Annotated in this window: 24 protein-coding genes; 9 read left to right on the plus strand and 15 right to left on the minus strand. The window is 66.5% G+C overall.

All coding sequences use genetic code 11. The annotated features are described in order from the left end of the window. The first annotated feature begins 32 nt into the window (after positions 1 to 32). Both ACTPOI_RS16335 and ACTPOI_RS16340 read left to right on the plus strand, forming a co-directional pair. Entirely contained in the window at positions 33 to 665 is a 633-nt protein-coding gene (locus ACTPOI_RS16335) for a CoxG family protein (RefSeq protein WP_440110658.1), read from the plus strand. 76 nt (positions 666 to 741) lie between these two features. Further along, positions 742 to 1,836 carry an XdhC family protein gene (locus ACTPOI_RS16340; protein ID WP_440110660.1) on the plus strand — a complete coding sequence of 365 codons (1,095 nt, stop codon included), beginning with the start codon at positions 742 to 744 and terminating at the stop codon, positions 1,834 to 1,836. Positions 1,837 to 1,852: 16 nt separating this feature from the next. On the opposite strand, the gene ACTPOI_RS16345 is transcribed toward ACTPOI_RS16340, so the two are convergent. The 4 genes from ACTPOI_RS16345 to ACTPOI_RS16360 are packed head-to-tail and all read right to left on the minus strand — an operon-like array spanning position 1,853 to position 4,517. Beyond that, positions 1,853 to 2,386: a low molecular weight protein-tyrosine-phosphatase gene (locus tag ACTPOI_RS16345; RefSeq protein WP_440110662.1), complete on the minus strand. Its 534-nt coding sequence runs from the start codon at positions 2,384 to 2,386 to the stop codon at positions 1,853 to 1,855. Further along, entirely contained in the window at positions 2,383 to 3,072 is a 690-nt protein-coding gene (locus tag ACTPOI_RS16350) for a glutathione S-transferase family protein (protein WP_440110664.1), read from the minus strand. Before ACTPOI_RS16350 ends, ACTPOI_RS16345 begins: the two co-directional genes overlap by 4 nt. Positions 3,073 to 3,087: 15 nt before the next feature. After that, the gene (locus tag ACTPOI_RS16355; protein ID WP_440110666.1) at positions 3,088 to 3,858 is read right to left on the minus strand and encodes a response regulator; all 771 of its coding nucleotides are present in this window, start codon (positions 3,856 to 3,858) and stop codon (positions 3,088 to 3,090) included. Next, positions 3,855 to 4,517: a response regulator gene (locus ACTPOI_RS16360; protein WP_440110668.1), complete on the minus strand. Its 663-nt coding sequence runs from the start codon at positions 4,515 to 4,517 to the stop codon at positions 3,855 to 3,857. Before ACTPOI_RS16360 ends, ACTPOI_RS16355 begins: the two co-directional genes overlap by 4 nt. A gap of 138 nt (positions 4,518 to 4,655) precedes the next feature. Between ACTPOI_RS16360 and ACTPOI_RS16365 the strand changes: the two genes are divergently transcribed. The 4 genes from ACTPOI_RS16365 to ACTPOI_RS16380 are packed head-to-tail and all read left to right on the plus strand — an operon-like array spanning position 4,656 to position 9,210. Next, entirely contained in the window at positions 4,656 to 5,027 is a 372-nt protein-coding gene (locus ACTPOI_RS16365; RefSeq protein ID WP_440110670.1) for a response regulator transcription factor, read from the plus strand. Positions 5,028 to 5,029: 2 nt separating this feature from the next. Continuing rightward, a complete protein-coding gene (locus ACTPOI_RS16370) occupies positions 5,030 to 5,803 on the plus strand; it encodes an HD-GYP domain-containing protein (RefSeq protein WP_440110672.1) in 774 nt (257 codons plus the stop codon). Positions 5,804 to 5,837: 34 nt separating this feature from the next. Then, entirely contained in the window at positions 5,838 to 6,677 is an 840-nt protein-coding gene (locus ACTPOI_RS16375; RefSeq protein WP_440110674.1) for an ABC transporter substrate-binding protein, read from the plus strand. A gap of 1 nt (position 6,678) precedes the next feature. Next, positions 6,679 to 9,210, plus strand: coding sequence for a PAS domain S-box protein (locus ACTPOI_RS16380; RefSeq protein ID WP_440110676.1), 2,532 nt, complete (start codon positions 6,679 to 6,681; stop codon positions 9,208 to 9,210). Positions 9,211 to 9,374: 164 nt separating this feature from the next. Here ACTPOI_RS16380 and ACTPOI_RS16385 read toward each other — a convergent pair whose 3' ends face one another. The 5 genes from ACTPOI_RS16385 to ACTPOI_RS16405 all read right to left on the minus strand — a co-directional run bounded on the left by ACTPOI_RS16385 (position 9,375) and on the right by ACTPOI_RS16405 (position 13,003). Beyond that, positions 9,375 to 9,545 (minus strand): hypothetical protein, encoded by a 171-nt coding sequence (locus ACTPOI_RS16385; RefSeq protein WP_197506389.1) that lies wholly within the window; start codon positions 9,543 to 9,545, stop codon positions 9,375 to 9,377. Positions 9,546 to 9,671: 126 nt separating this feature from the next. Further along, positions 9,672 to 10,574: a transglutaminase-like domain-containing protein gene (locus ACTPOI_RS16390; RefSeq protein ID WP_440112650.1), complete on the minus strand. Its 903-nt coding sequence runs from the start codon at positions 10,572 to 10,574 to the stop codon at positions 9,672 to 9,674. Positions 10,575 to 10,883: 309 nt separating this feature from the next. Beyond that, positions 10,884 to 11,477 (minus strand): histidine phosphatase family protein, encoded by a 594-nt coding sequence (locus tag ACTPOI_RS16395; protein ID WP_440110678.1) that lies wholly within the window; start codon positions 11,475 to 11,477, stop codon positions 10,884 to 10,886. Between the two features lie 70 nt (positions 11,478 to 11,547). After that, positions 11,548 to 12,516: an MBL fold metallo-hydrolase gene (locus ACTPOI_RS16400; protein WP_440110680.1), complete on the minus strand. Its 969-nt coding sequence runs from the start codon at positions 12,514 to 12,516 to the stop codon at positions 11,548 to 11,550. A gap of 118 nt (positions 12,517 to 12,634) precedes the next feature. Next, positions 12,635 to 13,003, minus strand: a complete 369-nt coding sequence (locus ACTPOI_RS16405) for a hypothetical protein (RefSeq protein WP_440110682.1) — start codon at positions 13,001 to 13,003, stop codon at positions 12,635 to 12,637. Positions 13,004 to 13,107: 104 nt separating this feature from the next. Between ACTPOI_RS16405 and ACTPOI_RS16410 the strand changes: the two genes are divergently transcribed. After that, entirely contained in the window at positions 13,108 to 13,737 is a 630-nt protein-coding gene (locus ACTPOI_RS16410; protein ID WP_440110684.1) for an ABC transporter ATP-binding protein, read from the plus strand. A 41-nt stretch (positions 13,738 to 13,778) separates the two neighbouring features. Here the strand turns inward: ACTPOI_RS16410 and ACTPOI_RS16415 are convergent, their stop codons facing one another. From ACTPOI_RS16415 to ACTPOI_RS16440, 6 genes are all read right to left on the minus strand, one after another. Beyond that, on the minus strand, positions 13,779 to 14,633 hold the full coding sequence (locus ACTPOI_RS16415) for a LytR/AlgR family response regulator transcription factor (protein WP_440110686.1): 855 nt from the start codon (positions 14,631 to 14,633) through the stop codon (positions 13,779 to 13,781). Beyond that, positions 14,630 to 15,730 carry a sensor histidine kinase gene (locus tag ACTPOI_RS16420; protein WP_440110688.1) on the minus strand — a complete coding sequence of 367 codons (1,101 nt, stop codon included), beginning with the start codon at positions 15,728 to 15,730 and terminating at the stop codon, positions 14,630 to 14,632. The genes ACTPOI_RS16415 and ACTPOI_RS16420 overlap by 4 nt, the downstream gene beginning before the upstream one ends. Then, on the minus strand, positions 15,727 to 16,011 hold the full coding sequence (locus ACTPOI_RS16425; RefSeq protein ID WP_440110690.1) for a 2TM domain-containing protein: 285 nt from the start codon (positions 16,009 to 16,011) through the stop codon (positions 15,727 to 15,729). Before ACTPOI_RS16425 ends, ACTPOI_RS16420 begins: the two co-directional genes overlap by 4 nt. 50 nt (positions 16,012 to 16,061) lie before the next feature. Continuing rightward, positions 16,062 to 16,361 carry a 2TM domain-containing protein gene (locus ACTPOI_RS16430; protein WP_440110692.1) on the minus strand — a complete coding sequence of 100 codons (300 nt, stop codon included), beginning with the start codon at positions 16,359 to 16,361 and terminating at the stop codon, positions 16,062 to 16,064. A gap of 80 nt (positions 16,362 to 16,441) precedes the next feature. Further along, positions 16,442 to 17,011, minus strand: coding sequence for a DUF6622 family protein (locus tag ACTPOI_RS16435; RefSeq protein ID WP_440110694.1), 570 nt, complete (start codon positions 17,009 to 17,011; stop codon positions 16,442 to 16,444). A gap of 55 nt (positions 17,012 to 17,066) precedes the next feature. After that, positions 17,067 to 17,477, minus strand: a complete 411-nt coding sequence (locus ACTPOI_RS16440) for a DUF2306 domain-containing protein (protein ID WP_440110696.1) — start codon at positions 17,475 to 17,477, stop codon at positions 17,067 to 17,069. A 357-nt stretch (positions 17,478 to 17,834) separates the two neighbouring features. On the opposite strand from ACTPOI_RS16440, the gene ACTPOI_RS16445 reads away from it, so the two are divergent. Next, complete coding sequence (locus tag ACTPOI_RS16445) at positions 17,835 to 19,178, plus strand: efflux RND transporter periplasmic adaptor subunit (RefSeq protein ID WP_440110698.1); 1,344 nt, start codon at positions 17,835 to 17,837, stop codon at positions 19,176 to 19,178. Positions 19,179 to 19,194: 16 nt separating this feature from the next. Continuing rightward, entirely contained in the window at positions 19,195 to 22,299 is a 3,105-nt protein-coding gene (locus ACTPOI_RS16450; RefSeq protein ID WP_440110700.1) for an efflux RND transporter permease subunit, read from the plus strand. Positions 22,300 to 22,329: the final 30 nt, after the last annotated feature.

Genomic DNA, 22,329 nt, shown 5'->3' on the forward strand with positions numbered 1-22,329 from the left:
GACAACCACAGACAGTCCGAGAGGAAACCATCATGGAAATGCAAGCCAGCCGCACCCTTGCCGTCAGCCAGCAGCAGGCCTGGGACGCGCTCAACGACCCCGAAGTCCTCAAGCTGTGCATCCCCGGCTGCGACAAGGTCGAACCCACAGCGGAAAACCAGTACACCGTGGCGATGGCGCTGAAGATCGGTCCGGTGTCGGCCAAGTTCGCGGGCAAGATCACCTTGTCCGAGATCGTGCCGCCCCAGAGCTACACCATCGCGTTCGATGGGTCGGGCGGTGTGGCTGGCTTTGGCAAGGGCAATGCCAAGGTATCACTGGTGCCGCTGGCCGCAGATGCTGCCGGCCAGGAAAGCTGCGAGCTGAATTACACCGTGCACGCCACAGTGGGCGGCAAGATCGCACAGCTGGGCCAGCGCCTGATCGATGGCGCGGCCAAGTCGATGGCCGAGGATTTCTTCAAGCGATTTGATGACGAAATGCAGCGCCGCCACCCGCGCGCGGCCGTGGCAGAGTCCGCGCTCTCTGACGAACCCACGCAACCCGGCGCCATGGCCATGGCCGCGTCGGCGGGCCCGCAGGACAATGGGGGTGGCATACCCGTGTGGGTTTGGGCTGTGGGGGCGGCGGCCCTGGCCGCACTGGGCTGGTGGCTCAACCGCTGACACACTGCGCCTTGCGGTTGCTACGACGAAACACCGCAGCAGCCGCGACCGGGTTGCTGCAACACCGAGAAGACGGATGGAAAACCTGGATGTGATGGTGCTGCGCACGCTGCACGGATGGCGTGCTGCAGGCCGGCGTGCGCTGCTGGCCACGGTGGTGCGCACCTGGGGCTCGTCGCCCCGGCCGGTGGGCTCGATCATGGCGCTGTGCGAAGACGGGTCGGTAGTGGGGTCGGTGTCCGGCGGCTGCATCGAGGACGACCTGATCGATCGCCACACCCGTGCCTACGCAGCAAGCGCCGTGAATGCCGCGACAGATGCGCAGGCCGGATCGCCCGGCGACCACCACATGCCCAGCGGCCCGCCTTCCTTCGTGAAATACGGCATCACGGCGGACGAAGCCCACCGCTTCGGCCTACCCTGTGGCGGCACGCTGGAGTTGCTGCTCGAATACGACCCCGACGCAGCTTCCCTGGCGTCGCTGATTGCGGCGCTGGAGTCCGGTCGCCTGATGCAGCGTACCGTGCGCCTGGCCGATGGGGTGGCCAGCCTGCAGCCCGCCGCCGCCCCGGCCGATCTGGTGGTGGACGCGCAGCAGATCACCAACACGTTCGGACCCGAGTACCGCATACTGCTCATCGGCGCGGGCCAGTTGGCCGAGTACCTGGCCACCATGGCGCTGTTCAACGGTTTTGCCGTGACAGTGTGCGACCCGCGCGAGGAGTACCGCGGCGCCTGGAGCGTGCCTGGAGCCACGGTGGTGAGTGACATGCCCGACGATGTGGTGCTGGCGTTCAAGCCCGACCGCCGCACCTGCGTGGTGGCCCTCACACACGACCCCAAGCTCGATGACCTGGCGTTGCTGGAAGCCCTCAACACCGAGGCGTTCTACGTGGGCGGCATCGGATCGCGCCGCAACAACGAAGCCCGCCGCGCGCGCATGATCGAGCACTTCGACCAGACCGAAGCCAGCCTGGCGCGCCTGCGCGGGCCCATCGGCATCTACATCGGCAGCAAGACGCCACCCGAGATCGCCGTGAGCGTGATGGCGGAGATCCTGGCCGTGAAAAACGGCGTGACCCTGCCGCGGGACATGGAAGTGGCCCAGGCCAAGAACGAGCGGGATCTGATCCACAACGACCCGGGCGCGCTGGTCTGCGGCGTACGCTGAGGCGGCTTGAAGTGGCTCAGTGCCGTGCCGAGCCTGCCGGTGCCCGTGCAAGCTGGCGCTGTACATGCTGCAGCAGGCCTTCGCAGGCGTCTTCCACCAGGTCAAGCACTTCGCTGAAGCCTTGCGCGCCACCGTAGTAAGGGTCGGGCACTACCGGGCTGCTCAGCCGCACGCAGAACTCCGTCAGCCGCTTCACCTTGCCACGGTGGGCTGGTGGGCACAGGTCTTGCGCCAGGGCCAGGTTGTCCCAGTCCATGGCCAGCACCAGGTCAAATTGCGCAAAGTCGTCCTCGGTGATTTGCCGTGCCCGCAGGTCGGAAAGCGCATAGCCGCGTTCCAGCGCATGCCGCTGGCTGCGCGCGTCGGGCGGCTCTCCCGGGTGGTAGTTGTGGGTGCCGGCCGAATCCACGCGTACATGGTCGGCAAGGCCGGCCGCCGCGACCCTGTGGCGGAACACTCCGTGCGCTGTCGGACTGCGGCAGATGTTGCCCATGCAGACAAAGAGCACGCCGTAGCCACCGGGCCAGGCGCCGGGTGGGCGGGTGGTCATGCCCCCATCACCACCGGCCCGCCCTTGGCGATGGCGCGCTGGTAGGCAGGGCGCGCCACCATGCGGTCACGGTAGGCCGCCAGGCGTCCCACGCTGGCGGAGTTGCCAGTGCGCGAAAGCGCTGCTTCCACCGCAAAGCTCATCTGGAAGTCGGCCATGCTGATGTGGTCGCCCGCAAACCACGCGTGGCTGGCCAGGTGGGTTTCCATGAAAGCCAGCGCCGTGGCCAGATTCGGGTCAATCAGCTTTTCCTGCACCTTGGCGCACAGCGCGCGGGCAATGCGCTTGACGAAGAACGGCATGGGCTGCGTGGGAATGCTCATGAACACGAGCTTCATCACCAGCCAGTTCATCAGCGAGCCCTCTGCGTAGTGCATCCAGAAGCGGCATTGCCGGTGGGCTGGCGTGCCTGCAGCGGGTTGCAGGTGGGCCAGCTCGCCAGTGGCCTCCCCGCCATAGGTTTCCACCAGGTATTCGATGATGGCGCCGGACTCGGCGATCACGTCATCTCCATCGGTGATCACCGGGGACTTGCCCAGCGGGTGGATCTTCTTGAGCGCAGCGGGCGCAAGCCTGGTGGCCTTGTCGCGCTGATAGACCTTGAGCTCATAGGGCAGGCCCAGCTCTTCCAGCAGCCACAGGATGCGCTGTGAGCGCGACGTTTCAAGGTGGTGGACGGTGATCATGCGGGCGATGTTAGATCACCGCGCCCTTCGCTGCCGACAGGCTGGCTCTACAGGGTTGTCAGAAAGCTGCGCAGGCGCGCCCAGCCCTGCTGGCAGGCTGGAATGTCGGGGTGGCTTGCAGCGTCTTCCAGTGCCCTGGCCACGGCACTGTGCCCGGGGTGTCCCAGCGTCAGCAGCACGGTGCCAAGGCTGTGGGCAAGGCGGCGCAAGGCCTGCCAGTCGCCGGCCGCGTGGGCAGCATCGCCCTGTTTGACATCGGCTGCAAACTGCGTGTGGCAGCTCGCGGTACGCGCGAAACAGGCGCTCATCGCCGCCGAAATGGGTGGCGACTGCTTCGCTTTCGGCCGGCGTGAGGGGCGCGCCTGGCGCACCTTGCACGGCATTTCCGGCGGGGGAGGGGGCCGGAGCACCTGTCAGCGTCAGCGCTTCGCGCACGCAGCCCTCAAGCTCCATCACCGGGATGGGCTTGGACAGCATGCGCCAGACGCCCAGCGCGGTCAGCTCGTCGCGCACCGGTGGCGTCAGGCCCGCGCTGAATACCGCCACGGGCACAGCCGGTACGCGCCCTGCGTGGTTGCGCAGACGGTGCATCAGGTCGATGCCCGATTCGCCCGGCAGCATCAGGTCGGTCAGCACCAGGCGGATTCCGCCCGCCTCCAGCACCTGCCATGCGTCGACGACATTGGTGCAGGCCAGGAGTTCAATCTCCAGGTCTTCCAGGGCCATCCTGACAAACTGGGTAATGGATGCGTCGTCCTCGATGAGCAGGACCTTCGGCAGGGTCACTGCACGCCCCGCTGCGCAGGCAGGCAGGCAGCGAGTGCAGAGGGCAACTCGGCCACCAGGCTGGGCTTGTGGATCACTCGCACGCCCTGCAGTGCAAAGGCGTAGGGCTCGCGCTGCTGTTCATCCAGCGAGGTCACCACGATCAGCTGGCTGCGTGTGAATTGCGGGTGCGAGCGTAGCGTGGTGATCAGCGTGGCGCCGTCGATGCCCGGCAGCAGGATGTCCACGATCAGGACGTCGGGCTGGGTCTGGCCGTACAGCGCCAGGCCCGCAATACCGTCATTGGCCACGTGCAGGGCCACCCCGGGGAAATGCTGCTGGACGATCAGCGACACCAGATTCTGGAAGTGGATGGAGTCCTCAATGAGCAGCACCTGTGCCGCCGCCCCGCCGCCGGCGCGGCGTGCAGCGCCCGGTGCAGACGCCGATGTGCCGTTGGAGCCACCCTGGATGGCGGCAGGGCCACGGGCGTTGATCCAGCGCTCGACCGAAGCGCGCGAGATGCGACGATGCCCGCCCGGAGTCTTCCAGGCATCGAGTTCGTTGCGGTCAACCATCAACTGGACCGACCGAACCGCCATTCCCAGCAGTTTGGCGACTTCCAGGGTGGTGTAGTGGTCTGGCACTGCAGGAATGGGGGAGGATGTTTCAGTTTGCATAACGCCTCCATTTTGTCGCGAAAATCTTGTTCTGTGGGCTTGAGTTTGATAAAAATGATTGATATGATCTCAATCATACGAAAAAAGTTGTTTTAACTCCTTCTTTCTGTCCCGTTCTTGTCCACTTGAAAGTTGCACATGAAAAAAATCCTGATTGTCGAAGACCATTTGGACATCCGCAAACTGCTGAAAATGACGCTCGAGTTCGATGATTTCGAGATCCATGAAGCGTCCACCGGTGATGCCGGTTGGGAACTTGCGCAGGAACTCCGGCCAGACATCGTGCTGCTCGACGTGATGATGCCCGGCACCCTCACCGGCCTGGATGTCTGCCGCCGCATCAAGTCCGACCCGAACACCCGGCACACCAAGGTGATCATGCTGACGGCACGTGTGCAGGCCAGCGACCGCGAGATGGGCATGGCCGCCGGGGCGGACGATTACCTCATGAAGCCTTTCAGCACGCTGCAGGTGCTGGAAAAAATCTACCGCCTCGAAGCGGCCCTGTAATGATGGACAGCGGCCACCTGGTTTGCGGGGAGCCTTCGCCCGAGGCGCGTTGCTTCGACGAGGCAGCCGCACGGCAGATGGAGCTGTTCGTCCAGGACTTCGGGCGAATGTATCGCGAGCGCAACAATGCGCTGCGCGAAGTGACCCGCGCGCACCACGGGGCATTGCTGCAGCTGTCGGCCGCTGCCGAGCTCAAGGATGACGACACGGGCGTGCACATCGTTCGCATCGGTTATCTGGCAGAAGCGCTGGCGCTCATCCTCGGCCAAAGCCCGGGCTACGCGCGCATGCTGCGAAAGGCCGCACCCATGCACGACATCGGCAAGATAGGCATCCCCGACCATGTGCTCAAAAAGCCCGGTACGCTCACACCTGATGAGCGTCAGCTGATGAACCGTCATGCCGCAATGGGCGCCGAGATTCTGGGTCGATCGAACAATATCCCCGTGTTCCGGATGGCGGCCGAGGTCGCCGTCACACATCATGAGCGCTGGGATGGCTCCGGCTATCCCGCTGGCCTGGCTGGCGATGCCATTCCGTTGTCGGGCCGCATTACCGCCGTGGTGGACTTTTTTGATGCGCTCACGATGGACCGGGTCTACCGCCCCGCGTTCGCGGTGGACGTCGCGTTGCAGATGCTGGCTGACGAGCGCGCTCGGGCGTTCGATCCCGTTGTGGTCGATGCTTTCATGGCTCATGTGGTGCAGATCGATGCCCTGCGCTGCAAGGTTACGGTTGAGCGCCCGTCCTTCGATGACCTGATAGATTCCCATTGAGCAAGCGGGCGCCTGCCCACCAACTGGAGAGACCATGATGCCTTCGTCTACCGGCCGCAGCGGCCACACCAGGCCGTGTGCCGCGAGGCTGCTGGCGGGCCTGTGCCTTGCCGCAGGCGTGCTTGGCTTTCTGGTTCCTGCTGCGGTGGCGGGGCCGGTGGCAGACCGTGTGCAGGCCACCTCGACCGTCAAGGTCTGCATCTGGCCCGACTATTACGGCGTGACGTACCGGCATCCGCGCACGCAGGCGCTGGCGGGCATCGACATCGAACTGTCTGCGGCCCTGGGGCAGGATATCAAGGCCCGCGTCGAATATGTGGAGTCGAGCTTTCCCGGCCTGATTGACGATCTGACACAGGACCGTTGCGACGTGGCGATGTTTGCCGTGGGCATGCTGCCCCAGCGCATGGAAAAGCTGGCGTTCACCGAGCCCTACATGAAGAGCGACATCTATGGCATCACCACCAAGAGCAATACGGTCGTGCGCCAGTGGGCCGACATCGACCAGCCCGGCGTACTGGTGGGCGTGCAGGCCGGCACCTTCATGGAGCCGGTCATGGCGCAGCGGCTCAAGAAGGCCACCATGGTGACCGTGAAGCCCCCGGCCACGCGCGAGCGGGAACTGATGGCCGGGCGCGTGGATGTGTTCATGACCGACTACCCCTACAGCCGTCGCTTGCTGGACAACGCAGACTGGGCCCGGCTGGTCGAGCCACCCCAACCGTTTTCGGTGCTCCCTTACGGCTATGCCGTCAAAAAGGGCGACGAGCGCTGGCTTGGTCAGATGGACGCCTTTGTGGCCCGGATCAAGCGCGACGGAAGGCTGGTAGAGGCAGCAGGCCGCAATGGCCTTGCGGCCATCGTCGTGCGCTGAGATGGACCGTATGAAGGTGGCGTCCCCCCGCTCGCTGCGCGCCTGGTTTTCCCAGCCGAGCCATCTGGTCCTGCTGGTCGGTGCGCTCGCGTCTGCGGCAGTGTTTGCGGCCATTGTTGCGCTCGCCTTCAACGATTTTCGTGTGGCCATGCGGGGCAATCACGCCCACGCCGCCATGCTGGCGCGCATCCTCGAGGACCAGGCCACGCGCACCTTCGAGACCACCGAACTGGCGCTGGATGCACTGTCGAGTTCGCCTGCGGTGATGTCGTCGGGCACCGTTCCACCTCGCATGGAAGAGGCCCTCAAACAGGCATTGGCCGGGCTGACCTTTCTCAGGGGGCTGGCGGTGATGGACTCTGGCGGCCGCGTGGTAGCCAGCACTTTTGCAGGCGATGCCGAGACGTTTGTCGATATTCCCCGCCTGGGGCCCACCGTAAGCGCAGGGCAGACCCTGCTGGGTGGCTGGGTGGCCGGCCGGAGCCTGCTGAGCATTCGCCTGAACGGCGCCTCCGTACCCGCGCCGCCCGGTGTGGGCTTCATCCCCGTGCAACACGGCTTCAAAAGCGAAAGTGGGGACCTGATGTCTCTCGTGGCGCTGATCAACCCGGATGCGTTGTCCAACTTCCAGCGCCTGACGCTGGAGACCGACACGTTCGAGTCGGTGGTGGCATCCTACAGCGGCCAGGTGCTGGCCAGTTCGGGTGCGGCCGCTGCCATGGCCGGGCAGTCGATCAGCCGCATTCCGGTGTTCAGCCAGTACCTGCCCAGGCAGGAGCACGGCACCTATGTGGGCAAGGGAGTCACCGGTGAACGGCAGATCCTGGGTTTTCGCGTGTCAGGCACCAAACCGCTGGTCGTGATGGTGGAGGAGCCCTACCGTAGCGCCGTAGACCGGTGGCTTTCGGAGTCGCGCGCCTTGCTGGGCATCGGGGCCGCGCTCACGCTGCTCACCATCGGGCTCACCCTGGCGGTCTGGCGCGGCGCGCGCACCCGCGAATCGGCCATGGCCGAGGTTCAGGCTGCCCAGCGCCGCATCTCGCAGAGCGAGCACGATCTGAGCGTGCTGATGCGCAGCGTGCAGGAGCTGATCTTCCGCACGGACGCGCGCGGCTTCATCACCTACGTGAACGCCCACTGGACCGTGTTTACGGGCGAGTCGGCAGCGAACGCCATCGGCAAGCAGATGCAGGACTTCATTGCTCCCGAAAGCCGGGGCGAGGTGGCACGCCTGCTGGACCGCCAGTCGCGCGAAACCGTTCGGCACTGCGAGGCAATGGCGCAATTTCCCGGCGGGCGCCAATTGATGGTGCAGGTGGCCGTGGTGCCGCTGCGGGTGGATGGGCGACTGACCGGATTTGCGGGCAGTGCGGTCGATGTCACCGAGCGCTGGACGGCGCAGCACCAGTTGCAGGCACAAATTGCGTTTCAGGAGCTGCTCCTGGAAACCAACCCCCTGCCGATCTCCGTGACCGACGCGCACGACCGCGTGGTGCGGGTCAACCGGGCCTGGGAAGAGTACAAGGGCCGTGCCCGCGAAGACGTACTCGGCCACACCCTCCAGTCATTCCTGCCGCCCGAGGAGGTGCGGGTGCATGCGTCGGCCAACTCGCAACTCGTGCGATGGGGCGGTCGCACATTCTTTGAAGTGCAGGTGCTGCGCGGTGATGGCTCGCGGCGCGATACACGGGTGGAGAAAGCCGCCATTGCCGACGAGCACGGCCGCGTGACGGGGGTGCTCAGCATCCTGATGGACATCAGCGAGTTCCGTGAAGCAGAGCGCGCCACGCAGGAGGCGCGTGACATTGCCGAGGAGGCATCGCGAGCCAAGTCGGAATTTGTGGCCAACATGAGCCACGAGCTGCGCACCCCGCTTCAGTCCATCCTTGGGTTTGCGGAACTGGGGGTGCTGCGCGGCGCGGCACAGCCCAAGCTGGCGTCGATGTTCGAATCCATCCATCTGGCTGGCCAGCGCATGCTCAACCTGGTCAATGACCTGCTGGAGGTGTCCCGGTTGGAGAGTACGGTGGGCACGTTCCATCTGGAGCGCATCGACCTGCGCGGCGTGATACGGCCGGTGTTGCGGGAGCTGGACCCGCTGCTCACGCGCAGCCGCCTGCTGCTGGACGTACAGCTGGCAGACGTGCCGCTGATGGCGAAGGCTGACCCGCTGCGCTTTGAGCAGGTGATCCGCAATGTCGTGGCGAACGCCATCAAGTTCTCTCCACCGGGCGGCAAGATCACGCTGACCGGCCGGCTTGACTCCAAAGGGCAGGTGCATTTGGTCGTGCGCGACCAGGGCCCAGGGATTCCCGAGCCCGAGCTGGAGCACATCTTTGAAGCGTTCGTGCAGTCCACCAAGACCAAGGACGGCTCAGGCGGCACCGGCCTGGGCCTGGCGATCTGCCGCAAGATCGTGGAAGCGATGAACGGACAGATTTACGCGCGCAATGTCACAGGCGGCGGCACGGCCTTTCACATTGTTTTGCCCGCCCGAGGCCAGACCGAGACGGAGCCCATGCCGCTGGAGTAGCGCTGGCATGCTTTGGCACCGGAAGCTGCATGTATGCCATCAGCAGTACGGATGGCGGTGTCTGGCGTGAAAGTCCCGGGCGCTTTCTGCTGGACAAATAAAAACGCCCTCTGCTGAGGGCGTTTTGACACGAGGCCCGTGCCCGAGGGCACGGCATGGGCAGATCAGCCGCCCTTGCGCGAACGCTTGCCAGGGTTCTTCTTGCTGCGCGTAGCCACGCCGCGTTCCAGGCTCACGCGCTGGCCACGGCCCTGTGTGCGCAGCGAGAAGCCGGGCAGGGGGGTAGGTTGGGGAGTGCGCTTGCGGTCTGCTTCGGTGACGATCTTGTTGCCCATGGTGGTCTCTGCGTAGGTTGGAAAAAACCGATATTAGGCCATACCTCACGGTGGTCCGGTCCGGCAAGGCCTTGTTGCGGTGTCAGCGCTGCCCCGCACTGCTGCAACGCAGGGCCGCGCTGGTCCTCAGGTAGGCCCCGGATCGGTCGACAGCGCTGTGCTGCAGTGGTGCGGCAGCACCAGACCTTGTGCGGCATCTTCGATGGCGACTGTGCGGATCACCGGCGCGTCTCCCCGCACGCCGCCGAACATGGTGGCAAACGCCACGTCGGCAGCATCGCGCCCGCTCCCAAAGCGCAACAGCCCCATGGGCACGGCCGTGCCGGACGGATCGAAGATGTACCAGCGGTTGCCCAGGTAGACCTCCACATACGCATGGAAATCAGGGGGGCCCAGCGCGGGGTCGGCGCCGTAGTCTGTGCCGGTGGTAAAGCGTGCGGGGATGTTCACCGCGCGACACAGGGCGATCATCAGGTGGGCGAAGTCGCGGCACACGCCCACCTGCTCCACCAGCGTGTCCACGGCCGACGTGTTGAAGTTGGAGGTGTTGGACGTGAACGCCACATGCGCCTGCACCCAGTCACAGATGGCGCGTACGCGCGAGTAGCCCTGGGGCAAGCCGCCAAACTTGTTGAAGGCCAGGCGCAACAGCCGGTCGGACTGGCAATACCGGCTGGGGTAGATGTAGCCAAGGGCCTCGTGCGGCAGCAGCCGAACCGGTACTTCTGCCAGCAACGACGGGTCGCCGTGGTAGTGCGCGATGTCCACCGTCGCTGAATACGACACTTCCAGTACCCCGGGTTCGCCACGCAGGCGCAGGTGGCGGTTGCCCGTGGCCGGGTCGGTGTGCACGTCGTAGGGCACATCCTGGTTGATGTGCAGCCGCTCGTCGTGGAGTGTCTGGCTGGCAGTCTGCGCAGGGTGGATGTTGAAGACGAAATCGGCCCCGTACTGGTCGATCTGATAGCGCAGGTCGATCTCCAGCTCGATGCGCACGCGGCTGTGAAGCGCGCGCAGCAAGGGCGGCATGTCAGCAACCGCCTCGGCGGCGTTGTAGTCATGCGACGCCCTGGACAGAACAGGAGGGGCCGCGCTTGGTGCGGACGAGAGTGCAGGGCGCGCGCTCATGGGCAGGCCCCTGTGCAGCAAAGATGAGAGTCCCGTGCGCCGAAAGGCGCAGACGATCGGGAAGCGGGGAGGGAGCGGCAGACCATGGGAATCCTGTTGAAGCGCGTTGGCTGGGCCGAGGCCGGTGCGGGTGCTCCGGCGGCTCATCCGCCAGCGTGCTTCAAGGATAGATTTCAGCCGCATGCCCGGCTGTAGGCCGACGGCGCGCGCTCAGGCAGGGATTGCCAGACGCGCAAGCGTTTCCACGTTGCCCTTGCGGCCCATGCGCAACACCAGCCCTTCGCCCGAGGCAGCGTTCGCTCCGGCCAGGTCTGACAGCACAAACATGTGCGTGACCCACACCTCGAAACGGTCCGGTCGGGCCGATGCCGCCGTCAGCGACTTACGGAGCGCCTGAAGGTGGGCTGCGCCGGTAACTTCGGAGTAGCCGCGCGGCGACCCCAGTGCTGCCCAGCTCTCCGGAGCCTGCCCGAAGGCCAGGCTGGCGGTGTCCAGGCACCGGCACCACGGGCTGGAGGCCACCCGCGCTGGCACCAGCGCCTGCTGGCTGAACCACTCGCCAATGCGGCGTGCCTGCACGCGACCGCCGTCACTCAGGTTTCGCTGCGTGCTGCAATCGCCCAGGCGAAAACCGGGCGGGTCGAACGTGCCTGGCGCCAAGGCATGGCGAAAGGCCATCACCACACCGCCCTGGCGCAACAGAGCCGCTGCCTCGGGCGCCTCTGCCGCAGCACGGGCCTGCCAGGGCAGCAGCGCCAGGCCCGCGCCCGTGGCGGCGGCCGCTAGCAGTGCGCGCCTGGGCAATCTGGCCGCAGCGTCAGCCGCAGGCGGGGCAGGGGGGGCACAGGCCGCGCAGCAGCCCGTGCGGCACCCGTCAGGCCAGTGGCTCGAAGGCATAGCCGTTGCCCGCCGCCGCCATGCGGCCAAATGCCGGGAACGGGAAGTGGAACCCGCCCACCATGGCCTTGCTGGCGGTCACGCGCTGGAACACGTCGCGGCGCACCTTGCGCGCGGCCTCTGCGTCCATGTCGAAGGTCACGGCCCAGTCGGGGTTGCGTGCAAAAAGCGCGGGCACGTTGGTCAGGTCAGCGACATAGAAGAACTTTTGCCCGGCCGACGTCAGCTCGAACAGCGAATGGCCGGGTGTGTGGCCGTAGGCGGCCACGGACTGGATGCCGGGGCCGACTTCAGCGCCCGCTGCAAACTGCACCAAGGTGTCTGCCGTCATGGTGCTGAATGTGCGGCGCACGTTGTCGAACGCGCCCTTCATACCGGCCGGTGCGGCGGCCATGCGTGCATCGTCCATCCAGAATGCGTACTCGGCGGCGGGGACCATGACCTTGGCCTTGGGGAACGTGAGTTCACCGGCCTTGTTACGAATGCCGTTGATATGGTCGCCGTGGAAGTGGCTGATCAGCACGGTGTCGATGTCCGAAGCCTGCAGACCGGCGGCGCGCAGGTTGTCCAGCAGCTTGCCGGTGGTGGGGCCACCGAATTCGCCCAGGCCCGTGTCGATGAGCATCTTGCGTGCCCCGGCGATCACCAGAAACGGCGTGTAGGGTACGTCGATGTAGTCGGTGGCCAGGCCCTGCGAGGCCAGGAGCGCACGCACCTCGGCAATGGGCGCGTTTTTCACGAACTCTTCACCCAGCGGCCGGCGCGTGATGCCGTCGTTCAGCGCGATCACCTCAACGTCGCCGATCTTGGTGCGGCGGAACCCGGGCGTCGGCAGCGTGGGCGTGCCAAAGCTCGGTGCATTTTGCGCCCAGACGGGCACAAAGGAACCGGCCGCATAAGCGGCCAAGCCCAGGCCGGCGCCCAGGAAATTACGGCGGTGCATCATGAAAACTCTCCGGGATGAATAAAAACTGATAAGTTTTCACTTTAGCTGAGCCAGTCACCCTGCACTTAAGGGCGCCGTTAACCTGTGCGCAGCGTGGGGTTTTGCGGGCGGGCGAGCGTCAATCCACGCCAAAGGCGTCGCGAAAGGCAGCGCAAAAGCTGGCGCTGCCGCTCAAGGTGACGCACACCGTGGTGCGCGGTACTCCCGCCGGGCCCGCCGTGGCCAACAGCCGCGAGGTCTCGGCGTCGAACTCCAGCGCCAGCGGGGCACTGATCTCCTGGCTGCCGCGCAGGTCGTACTGCCAGGTGCCACCGTCTTCGAGCGGCTGGCATTCGCCAGGAAACCCGGCGTGTGCCCAGGCAAGCACGCGCGCCACCTCGGCCTGCAGATGCACCAGCTGCGCGGGCTGCACGCTGGCCATGGCATCAAACGTTCCGGTGCCGTCGGCGTCTTCGCTGTAGTCAAAGTCAAGGTAGTCGAGGGTCATGGGGCGATTGTCGGGGCCTGCGCGCCGGCTCCTAGAATGCCTCGGCCATACGTGGCACACGCAGCAAGATCGATACGCGGCTTGAATAACAGACAGGAGACAGCATGGTGGACAACGCAGTGGTGCTGCAGGTGCGGGATCTGGATTTTGCCTACCCGGGCTGCAAGGTGCTCGATGGCTTCGGCATGGAGCTGCCGGGCGGGCTGGCCTTGGTGCAGGGGGGCGAGAGCCGGGGCAAGTCCACGCTGCTGCGGCTGCTGGCCGGTGAACTGGCAGCGCAGCGCGGCAGCATCGTGCTGCACGGCGTGGACCAGGCGGCAGACCCGCAGGCCTACGCGCAGCATGTGTTCTGGGCCGATGCGCGTTCGACCAGCCTGGACAATCTGAGCGCGCGCGCCTGGTGGAACGGGTTGCCCGCCCGGTACCCTGCGTGGGACGCCAGGGCGCTCGACACCCACATCCACGGCTTCAGCCTGCACGAGCACGCGGACAAGCCGCTGTACGCCCTGTCTACCGGCAGCAAGCGCAAGGTGCTGATGGCTGCCGCGCTGGCCTCGGGCGCAGCGCTCACGCTGATCGACGAGCCGGTGAGCGGGCTCGACAAGCCCTCGGCCGCGTACCTGGCCAGGGCGCTTTCATCGGCAGCTGCGCAGCCCGTGCGCGTGGTGCTCGTGGCGCATTACGAGCCGCTGCCCGGCGCGCAGTGGGGCGCGGTCATCGATCTGGGCGACTGAGGCTGCGGGGCTGCAAGCCAAGGTAATGCAGCGCCCGGCCGCTACATGGCCTTGAACAGATGGGCGTACAGCCGGCTGACGGGCAAGCGCTCGGGCCGGCCTGCAAGTGCAAGGTGCAGCTTGCCCGACTCGTCCCGGGTCACGGTGGTGATGCTGCCCGCGCGCACCAGGATGCTGCGGTGCACCTGCCAGAACACGCTGGCGTCAAGCTGCCCCGTCAGTTCCTTGAGCGGAGTGCGGATGAGGTATTCGCGCTCGGCGGTCAGCACGCGCACGTACTTGTCGGCGGCCTCGAAATACAGCACATCGGCCACGGGCACCATGTGGATCTGTGTGCCATGGCTGGCCTGGATCAGCGTGAGCGGCGGCGCTGCCATACCTGCTGCCTTTGCCGATGCCTGGGCTGGCGGCTGCAACGGCTGAACCGCGCCCAGGGCCTGTGATTCCAGCAGGTGGCGCAACTGCATCACCGTTGCTTCTATATTGATAGCAGAAGAGGCATTTGCAGCAAGCGCCAGCTGCAGTTTTTGCACAGTTTTCTGCAACCGGGCCGTCTGCACAGGCTTGAGCAGGTAGTCCACCGCCTGCGCCTCAAACGCCTGCACCGCGTACTGGTCGTAGGCCGTAACGAAGACCAGCGCCGGAAACGCCCGCCCGGCAGGCCAGGCATCTGCCAGCTCCACCGCAGCATCCAGCCCGCTGAGGCCCGGCATGCGGATGTCGAAAAACAGCACATCTGGCAGCAGCTCCAGCGCTTGGCGCACGGCCGACAGCCCATCCGCCACCGTGGCCACGACCGCCAGCCCGGGCCATGCCTGTGCCAGCTCGTGCTGCAGCTGGGCGGCCAGCAGGGGCTCGTCTTCGGCGATCAGGGCGCGCGGGGCTTGGACATTCATGGTTGGGATGGAAATTTCAAGGGAAATGTGGCTCTGGCGCTCGTTCCACCTGTGCTGGTAGCTATCAAATCAATAGTGCCGTCTGCGCCGTACAGGGTGGCAAGCCGCTCGCGCGCCTGCGCCAGGCCGAAGCTCTGGCCCGGCCCAGCCGGCGGCAGCACCGGCGGCAAGCCCACGCCGGTGTCAGTGACCTCGATCTGCAGACGCTGCGTGCCGGGCGCTCGGCCTTCTGGCCCCGTGGAATGGGCGCGCACCAGGATATGGCCTCCCTCCACCTTCGGCTCCAGCCCGTGGCGTATGGCGTTTTCCACCAGCGGCTGCAGCAGCAAGGGCGGCACCGGTGCATCGCGCAGGCCGTCGGGTAGCTCCAGCGTGTAGGCCAGCCGGGGCCCCATGCGCACCGCCATCAGCTCCAGATAGTCGCGCAGGCGGTCAAATTCGTGCGCCAGCGGATGTTCGGTGCTGCGGGAGGCCGTGAGCGTGGCGCGCAGGTAGGCAATCATGCGGTCCAGCATGTCCTGTGCGCGGGCCGGGTCGGTGCCGATCAGCACCCGCAGGTTGGCCAGGGTGTTGAACAGCATGTGCGGTTCCAGTTGGGTTTCCAGCAGCTTCAGGCGTGCATCGTTAGCGTGTTGGCGTGCCTCGACCATCTTGCCTTCAAGGTATGAAGACTTGTTGATCGCGTAGAAGTAGTAGGTGCCCACCAGCCCGGCGATGACGGTGATGAGGATGGACGTGCGCTGGTCCGCGTCCGACACCTCGCCCCCCGGCGGGTAAAAGTGAAAGTATTGCGTGCACAGGGCGTCTGCCAACCTGGTGCCCGCCAGGTAGCCGACCACGATGCCCACCGCGACCAGCACAGGTGCCTGCCAGCCCTGCGACCACCCGGTTTCGTGGGCTGAAGGCAGCAGTTCACGCCCCAGGTCGATGATGGCCCAGGTAAACGTGCCGATCAGCACCGAATACACCACGGGCGGCCCGTAGGGCTTGTCGGGCATGAAGGCGTACTGGATGGTGGCCACCGCCAGCGTGAACGCCAGCACCTGCAGAAAGTGCCGAAGCTTGCTGATCCAGCTGATGGCGCGCTGCGCTGTCATGGCCGTTTCTGGCGGCGCTGCAGGGCTTCGCGCTCCCGCTGCACCATGCGTTCGCGCAGGCCGCTGCCGCTGCCCAGCAGAAACACCGACACCCCGTGCAGCACCAGCCCCAGCCCCCAGCCCAGCAGCGGATACACCGACCAGGGCCGGGTGCCGAAGGCATAGCGCGACATCGCAAAAATCACGGCATTCACCAGCACGAAGGCCAGGGCATGCATGTACCAGCCCAGCTTGGCGTTGGCGCGCCGGCGGGCCAGTTGTTCGATGTCTTCGGGGGTCATGAAAAGGACGGCTTGGGTAGTGGCCGGCTCATTCTAGGTGCGCCCTTGCTTCAGCTGCCCCGCCCGCTGCGAGCAATGCGGTCGCGCTCTGCCTGCACCATGCGCTCATGCAGGTCGGTGCCGCCTGCCAACACGAAGACCATCGTGCCATGAATCGCCAGCCCCAGGCCCCAACCGAGCGCAGGGAAGATCGCCCAGTTGCGCCCGCTGGCTGACGAGATAGCCACCAGTACAAGGTTGACCAGCACGTACACGCAGGCATGGGTGTACCAGCCCAGCCTGGCATGGGCGCGTCGGCGCGCCAGGCGCTCCAGCGGGTTGTGGGTGGGGTCGGTAGAGAGGGGGCTCATGGTGCGATCCATTTCGGTATCCAAGGTGCAAGAAGGTGATTGCCCGGAGGTTTGTTGCGCCCGGACGCCGGGCATTGCATTCAGGCGGTCACGCCGCTCGAGGGCAGGGCGGCAGGGCGCCAGACCATGCGCAGCAGTCGCGCCGAGCGGGCGGCAAACACGCCGTTGAACACGCCATAGAGCGTTGCAATCTGCAGCGCAAAAGTGGTATCGCGCGCCAGCGCCGGCTGCATGACCAGTTCCACGCCTACCAGGTACTTGGTCATGAAGATGCCCAGGATCAACGCCAAGGGCATGGCGCTGCCCGGCAGGTGAAAGCTGCGCGTGTCGGCCTCATACCGCGTGCCCGGCGCAGCGTGGGGCTGCAGCCATAGGGCCAGCCCAGCGGTGACCAGTGCAGCCGCGAGCCATACCGCTGCGGCGCGGGTGCCCTCGCCAGCCGGCCCGAATGCCGAGATCACCCCGTACGCCGAAAGGATGGCCATGGCCACTGGCGTGGCCAGCACGCGCAGCAGGCCGGCGCTGCGCGCAAACATCTGGCTTGCGCCCAGCCCGAGCAGTCCGGCCAGCAGCCCCCAGACCCAGTAGGGCGTCTGTTGCACGATCTGGACCATGGCGCCCGGCTGGCGGATGAGAAGTTCAATCAGCATGGAAACAGCTCCGTTCATTGTTCTTTGATGGCGTGGGTGACAGGCGGCATGCCCGTCAGATGAGTCCGAGTCCGGACCACAGGACATTGCCCAGGAACCGGCCGGGCAGCAGGGTGAAACCGCCTGCCACCACGCAGGCGCCGATGTAGATGTTCTGCATCGTTTTCCGGTGACCCGCTATGTTGCGGCGGGCCAGATACACAAACGACATCACCAGCATCCCCAGCGTCACAGGGATCAGCAGGTGGATGATTCCAAAGCTGCCCCAGCGGGGCCCCACGCTGCCGCTGATGAAAAGGGCCGACACGGCGGTGGCCACCATGGTGGTCACCCAGGCATAACCGGCCGCACGGTGCAGGCGGGGGCGCTGCTGCGCGCCCTTGCGCGCCCACAGGGCCACGGGGCCCAAGGCCACAGCCGCCAGTGCGGCGGCAAGGTGGATGGCGATGGCGGGTGTGATCTGCATGGCGGGGCTCCTGTCGTTCGATGGAGCGGACTGTGCCGCCACCCACCGGCCGCCACCACCAACGTGCGACGAAATGCAGGGCGGGCGGCGTGAAATGCCATCGCCCGGCGCGAACGGCGGGGCCGCCACCGGTGTACTGCGCCCGGTGCAGATCGGGTTGGGGAGCGCCACCGCGCTGCCCTCAATGCCTGTTGGCACGGGTTCTTTGAACAGGCTCTTAACCCCGAGGTTTACTTTTCTTCGCACAGCGTTCAGGACGGCGCCCCAGTTCACCCTCTACGATTCGGCACGCGCCGCCTTGCTACAGCGCGGGCCCGCCGCGCCCCGATCCGTACCGAGTTCCCCAGAAATACCGCCATGAATCCGCAAGAAGTCCCCGCACCCGTGCCCGCGTCCCCACCCCCGGCCCCGGGTGCAAAACCCCGGCGTTCCCGCTGGGTGGGCACGCTGGTGGCGCTGGTGCTGGTGGCCCTGGTGGGTGGCGGTGCCTGGTATCTGGTGCAGCGGGCCAACGGCGGCGCCAGCGATGCCCCTGCACGGCCCGGCGGCGGCCGGCCCATGGTGACGGTGGGCGATGCCGTGGCGCGCCGCGCCGAGCTGCCGGTCATCATCGATGCGCTGGGCACCGTGATCCCGGCCACGTCGGTCACGGTGCGCCCGCAGGTGTCGGGCCTGCTGACCGAGGTGCTGTTCACCGAAGGCCAGATGGTGAAGAAGGGGCAGCTTTTGGCGCAAATCGACCCCCGGCCTTTTGAGCAGGCACTGTTGCAGGCCCAGGGCACCCGCCAGCGCGACGAAGCGCAGCTGGAGAACGCGCGCCTCACACTAGAGCGCTACCGCACCCTGCTGGCGCAGGACTCGATTGCCCGGCAGGACGTGGACACCCAGGCTGCCCTGGTGCGCCAGCTGGAGGGCACGGTGATGACCGACCGCGCGCAGGAAGGCACCGCGCGGCTGAACCTCGGCTACACCCGCATCGTGGCGCCTGCGTCGGGCCGCATCGGCCTGCGCAGCGTGGACGCGGGCAACTACGTCACCTCGGGCGACGCCACAGGCCTGGCCACCATCACGCAGGTCAACCCGATTGATGTGCAGTTCTCGGTGCCGCAGGACCGCGTGGGCGACATCCGCGCTGCACAGGCGGCGTCGCCCGCCCTCGTGGTCACGGCGCTGGACCGCACCCGCAAGACCGAGCTGGACAAGGGCCGCTTTTCCACGCTGGACAACCAGGTCGACACTACGACCGGCACCGTGAAGGCCAAGGCCCGCTTCGACAATGCCCAGGGCGCGCTGTTTCCCAACCAGTTCGTCAACGTGCAGCTGATGCTGCGCACGGTGTCGGCCGTGGTGGTGCCCGTGACGGCCGTGCGCACGGGCGCCAATGGCGACTATGTGTACGTGATCAACGAAGACCGCAAGGTGTCCTTGCGCAAGGTGGTGCGCGGCCAGGCCACGGTGGGGCAGATGGCCATCACCGAGGGGCTGAAGGAAGGCGAGCGGGTGGTGAGCGAGGGCGGCGACCGCCTGCAGGACGGCATGGCCGTGCAGCTGCCGGGAGCGCAAGGTGCGCGCGGCCCCCGCGGTGGCGCCAGCGGGCCCCGCGGTGCGGCCAGCGGCCCCCGGGGCGGGGCTTCGGCGCCTCAGGCTGGGGCCGAGGGCGAAGCCGGACAGCGGCGCCAGCGCCCGGTGCAGACGCCGTGATCGCGGGCCGCCAAGCATGAGTCCTTCGCGTCCGTTCATTGAAAGGCCGGTAGCCACCGCCCTGCTGATGCTGGCCATCGTGCTGGCAGGGCTGCTGGGGTTCCGGTTTCTGCCGCTGTCGGCCTTGCCTGAGGTGGACTACCCCACCATCCAGGTGCAGACCCTGTACCCCGGCGCCAGCCCCGAGGTGATGAGCCGCACCGTGAGTGCGCCGCTGGAGCGCCAGTTCGGCCAGATGTCGGGCCTGGAGCGCATGGCGTCTTCCAGTGCGGCAGGCGTCTCGATCATCACGCTGCAGTTCGGCCTGGGGCTGGCGATTGATGTGGCAGAGCAGGAGGTGCAGGCGGCCATCAACGCAGGCACGTCGCTGCTGCCCGCCGACCTGCCCGCGCCGCCGGTGTATGCCAAGGTCAACCCGGCCGATGCGCCGGTGCTGACCCTGGCCATCAGCTCCGACACATTGCCCCTGACCGAGGTGCAGAACCTGGTCAACACCCGGCTCGCGCAGAAGATCAGCCAGGTGACGGGCGTGGGGCTGGTGACGCTGGCGGGCGGCAACCGGCCCGCCGTGCGCATACAGGCCGACACCAAGGCGCTGGCGTCTTACGGCATCGGGCTCGACACGCTGCGCACTGCCATCACCACCTCCAACGCCAACAGCGCCAAGGGCAGCTTTGACGGGCCCCAGCGCTCCTACACCATCAACGCCAACGATCAGCTGGTGACGGTGGACGACTACCGCAACCTCATCGTGGCGTGGCGCAACGGTGCGCCGGTGCGCATGATGGAAGTGGCTCGCGTGGTGGATGCGCCCGAGAACAACCGGGTGGGCGCGTGGGCGAACGAGACGCCAGCCATTATTTTGAATGTGCAGCGCCAGCCGGGCGCCAACGTGATCGCCACGGTGGACAGCATCAAGAAGCAGCTGCCCGAGCTCAAGGCCGGCCTGCCCGCGTCGCTCAAGGTCGAGGTGCTGTCAGACCGCACCACGGGCATCCGCGCGTCGCTGCTGCATGTGGAGATGGAGCTGGCGCTGGCCGTGCTCATGGTCGTGCTGGTCATCTTTTTCTTCCTGCACAGCCTGCGGGCCACGGTCATTGCCAGCCTGGCCGTTCCCATCTCGCTCATCGGAACCTGCGGGGTGATGTACCTGCTGGGCTACAGCCTCAACAACCTGACCCTGATGGCGCTCACCATCGCCACCGGCTTTGTAGTGGACGACGCGATCGTGATGATCGAGAACATCGCCCGCTACCTTGAAAAGGGCGAGCCGCCTTTCACCGCGGCCCTCAAGGGCGCCACGCAGATCGGCTTCACCATCATCTCGCTCACGGTGTCGCTGATTGCGGTGCTCATTCCGCTGCTGTTCATGAGCGATGTGGTGGGGCGGCTGTTTCGCGAGTTTGCGGTCACGCTGGCCATCACCATCCTGATCTCGGGCGTGGTGTCGCTCACGCTGGTGCCCATGATGGCCGCGCGCTGGCTGCGTGCCGAGCCCGAGGGGGGCAGCAGTGGCTTTGCGCGGCGCATCAACCGCGGGTTCGAGCGCGTGATTGCCGGGTATGACCGTTGGCTGCGCTGGGTGCTGCGCCACCAGGGCGCCACGCTGGTGGCAGCGGTGCTCACGCTGGCGCTGACGGCGCTGCTGTACGTGCTGATCCCCAAGGGGCTGTTCCCCACGCAGGACACCGGCCAGCTGCAGGCGCGGCTGGAGGCATCGCAGGATGTCTCGTACGCCCGCATGACCGAACTGCAGCAGGCGGCTGCACGCGCCATCCTGGCGGACCCCGACGTGGCGTCGCTCAGCTCGTTTGTGGGCGTGGATGCGGCCAACAACACCATGCTCAACACGGGTCGCATGCTGGTCAACCTGAAGCCTGAGCGGGACAGCCAGGACGCGATCATGGAACGCCTGCGCGAGCGCGTGCGCTCCGTGGCCGGTATCACGCTGTACCTGCAGCCCACGCAGGACCTCACCATCGACGCCGAGACCGGCCCCACCGAATACCGCGTGTCGATGGGCGGAGTCGATTCAGCCCAGGTTAACAGCTGGACGAACAAGCTGGTGGAACGCCTCAAGGACGAGCCGCGGGTGCGTAATGCCACTACCGATGCAGGGGCGCAGGGACTGTCGGCCTTTGTCGACATCGACCGCAACACGGCGTCGCGCCTGTCGATCACCGCGAGCGCCGTCGACGACACGCTCTACAGCGCCTTCGGCCAACGCATCGTTTCCACCATCTTCACCGAGACCAACCAGTACCGCGTCATTCTGGAGGCGCAGCCCGAGGGCCTGGCCAGCCCCGAAGCGCTGGGCACGCTGCAGCTGCGCACGGGCGCAGGCAAGCCCACGCCGCTGTCGGCCGTGGCCAGCATCCGCGAACAGCTGGCCCCGCTGCAGATCACGCGGGTGGCGCAGTATCCGGCCGCCACGCTTGGTTTTGACAAGGCGCCGGGCGTATCGCTGGGCAGCGCGGTAGACGCCGTGCGCCAGGCCGCCCGCGACATCGGCTTGCCTGCGGGGCTGTCGATGGAGTTCCTGGGTGCGGCGGGCGCGTACGAGAAATCGCTGTCCAGCCAGCTCTGGCTCATCCTGGCCGCCATGGTGTGCGTGTACATCGTGCTCGGGGTGCTGTATGAGAGCTACATCCACCCCGTCACTATCCTCTCGACGCTGCCTTCGGCCGGGATGGGCGCGCTGCTGGCGCTGATGGTGACCGGCAACGACCTGGGCGTGATCGGCATCATCGGCATCATCCTTCTGATCGGCATCGTCAAGAAGAACGCGATCATGATGATCGACTTTGCGATTGATGCAGAGCGCCACCAGGGCATGGGCCCCGAGCAGGCCATCCACCAGGCCGCGCTGCTGCGCTTTCGGCCTATCCTGATGACGACGCTGGCGGCCCTGTTTGCCGCACTGCCGCTGATGCTGGGCTGGGGTGAGGGCGCCGAGCTGCGGCGCCCGCTCGGGCTGGCCATTTTTGGCGGGCTGATCGTGAGCCAGATGCTCACGCTCTTCACCACGCCCGTGATCTACCTGGGGTTTGACCGCCTGGGCCGGCGCTGGACGGGCCGCGGCACCGCGGCGGCTCCGATGGCACCCGGGGAGCGCGTGTGAATCTCTCGCGTCCGTTTGTCGAAAGGCCGG

Source organism: Acidovorax sp. BL-A-41-H1, from assembly GCF_051942715.1.